Raw genomic sequence first — 4814 nt, forward strand, 5'->3', positions numbered from 1 at the left:
CAAGGAGTACGCCGCAGCCCAGCCGCTGGCCGGCGCCCGCATCACCGGCTCGCTGCACATGACCGTGCAGACCGCCGTCCTGATCGAGACCCTGGCCGCCCTCGGCGCCGAGGTCCGCTGGGCGTCCTGCAACATCTTCTCCACCCAGGACCACGCCGCTGCCGCCATCGCGGTCGGCCCCGACGGCACGCCCGACAACCCCCGGGGCATCCCGGTCTTCGCCTGGAAGGGCGAGACCCTCGAGGAGTACTGGTGGTGCACGGAGCAGGCGCTGACCTGGCCCAACTCGCCCACCGGCGGCCCGAACATGATCCTCGACGACGGCGGCGACGCCACCCTCCTCGTCCACAAGGGCGTCGAGTACGAGAAGGCCGGCAAGGTCCCCGCGATCGAGACCGCCGAGAGCGACGAGCACCGCGCCATCCTGGAGCTCCTCACCCGCACGCTCGCCGAGGCCCCGCAGAAGTGGACGAACCTGGCCTCCGAGATCCGCGGCGTCACCGAGGAGACCACCACCGGCGTCCACCGTCTCTACGAGATGCAGCGCGACGGTGACCTGCTCTTCCCGGCGATCAACGTGAACGACGCCGTCACGAAGTCGAAGTTCGACAACAAGTACGGCTGCCGGCACTCCCTGATCGACGGCATCAACCGCGCCACCGACGTCCTCATCGGCGGCAAGACCGCCGTGGTCTGCGGCTACGGCGACGTCGGCAAGGGCTGCGCGGAGTCCCTGCGCGGCCAGGGCGCCCGGGTCATCGTCACCGAGATCGACCCGATCTGCGCCCTGCAGGCGGCCATGGACGGCTACCAGGTCACCACCCTCGAGGACGTCGTCGAGACCGCCGACATCTTCGTGACCACCACGGGCAACAAGGACATCATCCTCGCCTCGCACATGGCGCGGATGAAGCACCAGGCGATCGTGGGCAACATCGGCCACTTCGACAACGAGATCGACATGGCCGGCCTGGCCAAGATCCCCGGCATCGTCAAGGACGAGGTCAAGCCCCAGGTCCACACCTGGACGCACCCGGACGGCAAGGTCCTGATCGTCCTGTCCGAGGGCCGTCTGCTCAACCTGGGCAACGCCACCGGCCACCCCTCCTTCGTGATGTCCAACTCCTTCGCGGACCAGACGCTGGCCCAGATCGAGCTGTTCACCAAGCCGGAGGAGTACCCGACCGACGTCTACGTGCTCCCCAAGCACCTCGACGAGAAGGTCGCCCGTCTCCACCTCGACGCCCTGGGCGTCAAGCTCACCGAGCTCCGTCCCGACCAGGCCGCCTACATCGGCGTCCAGGTCGAGGGCCCGTACAAGCCCGACCACTACCGCTACTGAGCCCGGGCGCGCCCACCGGCTGATCAGCACCCCTGATCCGCCGGCGCACACCCACAGCAGCCGGTAACCCCAGGCCCTCGCCCTCCACGGCGGGGGCCTGGCCCGTAAGAACCCCGCACACCACTGCCCGTCTCGGCCACCCCCACCACCGGCCGCCGCCCGAAGGACTGCACCCCCATGCCCCGCGGCCACTACTCCCTCCACGACCCGCACGACCACACCCCCCTCGGCGAAGAGCACTTCCACTGCGCCACCGGCCCCTCCGGCTGGCGCTACGTCTCCCAGATCACCAACCCCTCAGGCGACCACGTCGGCTCCGTCGACCTCACCCTCGACGAACTCGGGCGCCCCATCCGCCTCGAACTCCACGCCTCCGCCTGGCAGGTCCGCGCCGCGGCCCTGGACGGCGTCACCTGGGTACGCACCGACCCGACCGGCGAACACGCCACCGAAGGCAACGCCGCCGCCCACGCCTTCACCGGCGCGTCCCCCGCCTTCCTCATCGCCACCGCCCGTCTGCTGCGCCCCGCCCTCGGCGCCGGCGCCGTCCGCACCCGCCTCGTGGCCTTCACACCCCCCGTCCTCGCCCCCCGCACCCTCGATCAGTCCTGGGCCCTGCTGAAAAGCACACCACACGCCACTGACAACGCCCCCCTCATCGCCGACGAATACCAGGTCAACGACCTGGAGACCGGCGAACAGCACACGGTTCACCTCACCGGCGACGTGGTCCTCTCCGCCCCCGGCATCGAACTCGAATCCCTCGAATCCCCACCGTCGACGTTCACCTGACCGCCCCGTCCCCGCGCCGAGCCGCTCCACCGCCCGACCGCACGGCGTCCGGCAGACACCCCGACGCCACGCCGGCGCCACCGACCTCACACCGGCGGAGCAAACCCCGTACTACGCGGCGGCGGCCCGCCCGCGTCACCGGTGCCCGAGCCGCTCCCGGGCTCCCGAACCACCGGCCCAGGAACCCCCGCACCGCCACCGGCCGCCACCGTCCGCGCACCCCCGAGGGCGTCCGTTCCACCAGCCCCGGGCAGCGCCCAGGCCCCACCCGAAGCCGGCACCGCACCCCCGCTCCCGGGGACCACATCCCAGGCCGCCCCCGCCGACGCACCGGCCACCGACGCACCGTTCGCCGGCGCATGGCCCACCGAAGCTCCGGAGCCGACAGACGATCCAGCGCCCTGGCCAGCCGCCGTCCCGGCCACCCCGCCCCCGGCCGACGCCCCGAACGCCCGCCGCGCCTCCCGCGTCTGCCGCTCCGCGACCACCGCCGCCAGATACGCCGCCGGGTGCACCCCCGCTGGCCCCGGCACCCCGGTGAACCCCCGCAAGTCCTCCGCCAGGCGCCCCGCCATCGCCCCGCCGACCTGCGGATCCAGCTGCCCCATCCGCGTCAGGTACTGCCGCACCGTCAGCCACCACCCATCAGGCACCCGCGACAGGTCCAGCGCTCCGAGCTCCGCCGCCAGCCAAGGAGGCGGAGGCGGCAGCGCCGCGCCCACCTCCGCAGCGGGCATCCGCTCCCGTATGACCAGCGTCCCGGCGAACACATCCCCCACCCGGCGCCCCCGCGCCGAGACCAACGAGGCGATGGCCGCCACCACCCCCATGGTCAGCACGATCTCGATGGCCCCCAAGGCTCCCCGCACCAGCGCATGCCGGAACCGGATCGGCCCGCCGTCCTCCCGTACGACCCGCAGTCCGCAGATGACCTTCCCCAGTGACCGGCCATGGCTCAGCGTCTCGACCACGATCGGTATCCCGACCTGCACCAGCGCGAACGTCGCCACGGACACCGCCGCCACCGCCGCGCTGTCCAGCGACGACGTCGCACTCACCAGCAGCATCGACACGGCGATATAGATGCTCCAGGCCACGGCCACATCGACCGCCACCGCCAGCCCCCGACTCGGCAGCCTGGCCGGCCGCAGCCCCAGCACCACCGCTTCACCCGTTACGAGCTCACTCACGCCGCGCCCCACTCCTCTCGATCCGCGAAGTCCCGCCCACCCCGCGGCCGGACACGGCCAGTCTGCCAAGCTGACACGGCACTCACCCACGGCGCTGCGAGGAGCGACCCCGTATGGACCTCGATGTCTTCATCACGGCACACAGAGCCGAATGGGACCGCCTCGAAGCACTCCTGCACCGCAAGCGCCGTCTCACAGGCGCCGAGGCCGACGAACTGGTCGCCCTCTACCAGCGCACCACCACCCACCTCTCCCTCCTCCTCTCCAGCGCCCCCGACCCCGCGCTGACCAGCCGCCTCACCTCGCTCGTGGCCCGCGCCCGCAGCACGGTCACCGGCGCCCGCAAGGCCTCCTGGCGCGACACCGCCCGCTTCTTCACCACCGCCTTCCCGGCCGCGGTCTACCGCCTGCGCCACTGGTGGATCCCCACCGCGATCCTCTCCACCGTGGTCGCCGCCCTCATCGGCTGGTGGATAGCCGCCCACCCCGAGGTCCAGGCGGCCATCGGCGCCCCGGACGACCTCCGCGCCATGACCCGCCCCGGCGGCCAGTACGAGACGTACTACTCCAGCCACCCCGCCGCGTCCTTCGCCGCCCAGGTATGGACGAACAACGCCCAGGCCGTGGCCCTGTGCCTGGTCCTAGGGGCCTTCCTCGGCCTCCCCGTCCTGTGGATCCTTCTCCAGAACATGCTCAACCTGGGCATCGGCATCGGCCTGATGTCCTCGGCCGGCCGCCTCGACACCTTCCTCGGCCTGATCCTCCCGCACGGCCTCCTCGAACTGACCGCCGTCTTCATCGCCGCCGGCATCGGCCTGCGCCTGGGCTGGACCGTCATCGACCCGGGCCCCCGCACCCGCCGCACGGCCCTGGCGGAGGAAGGCCGCTCCGCCCTCGGAGTCGCCATCGGACTCGCCGCAGTGCTCTTCGTCGCCGGCGCCCTCGAAGGCTTCATCACCCCTTCCGGCCTGCCCACCTGGGCCCGCATCGGCATCGGCGCCGCCGTCGAGCTGGCATTCCTCCTGTATGTCCACGTCCTGGGCGGCCGCGCGGTACGCGCCGGAGCGACCGGCGACATCGACAGCACCGACCGCGACGCCACCCTCCCGACCGCCGCTTGATGTGCGTCGAACCCCCCTGACCTGCTAATCTCCTCCTCGCCCCAGAAGCCCGTTGACACAGGCAGCAGGGGGAGGTAGATTCGAACGGTTGCAACGAACTGGACAAGTTCACCTGCGACGGTTAGTCTCTTCTCCGCTTCGGCCGGAATTTCCATTCGGCGAAGCGCAAACCGACCGCTTACCGGAAGCCCCGGCCGATTCAATTCGACCGCAGCGCTTCTGATAAAGTCGGAAAAGCCAAAAGGCAAACCCCTCCGACGGGTAATCGGAAATGAATTCGGACCGGCAACGGAACGAAAGCGGATCTGATAGAGTCGGAAAGGCCGAAAAGCGAAAGCCGAACGGCCGACCCCGCTCCAACAGGGGCCA

4 protein-coding genes are annotated in these 4814 nt (G+C 71.1%); 3 read left to right on the forward strand and 1 reads right to left on the reverse strand.

Features of this window, described 5'->3' with window-relative positions; all coding sequences use genetic code 11:
- Both ahcY and ACWD6P_RS36670 read left to right on the forward strand, forming a co-directional pair.
- A partial coding sequence (ahcY, locus tag ACWD6P_RS36665) for an adenosylhomocysteinase (RefSeq protein WP_451448550.1) occupies positions 1 to 1342 on the forward strand: 1342 nt, incomplete at its 5' end.
- A gap of 177 nt (positions 1343 to 1519) precedes the next feature.
- Complete coding sequence (locus ACWD6P_RS36670; protein ID WP_451448551.1) at positions 1520 to 2134, forward strand: hypothetical protein; 615 nt, start codon at positions 1520 to 1522, stop codon at positions 2132 to 2134.
- A gap of 86 nt (positions 2135 to 2220) precedes the next feature.
- Here the strand turns inward: ACWD6P_RS36670 and ACWD6P_RS36675 are convergent, their stop codons facing one another.
- A complete protein-coding gene (locus ACWD6P_RS36675) occupies positions 2221 to 3324 on the reverse strand; it encodes an RDD family protein (protein WP_451448552.1) in 1104 nt (367 codons plus the stop codon).
- Positions 3325 to 3437: 113 nt separating this feature from the next.
- Between ACWD6P_RS36675 and ACWD6P_RS36680 the strand changes: the two genes are divergently transcribed.
- Positions 3438 to 4445: a stage II sporulation protein M gene (locus ACWD6P_RS36680; RefSeq protein ID WP_451448553.1), complete on the forward strand. Its 1008-nt coding sequence runs from the start codon at positions 3438 to 3440 to the stop codon at positions 4443 to 4445.
- Positions 4446 to 4814: the final 369 nt, after the last annotated feature.

This window comes from Streptomyces sp. NPDC002446 (assembly GCF_053595675.1).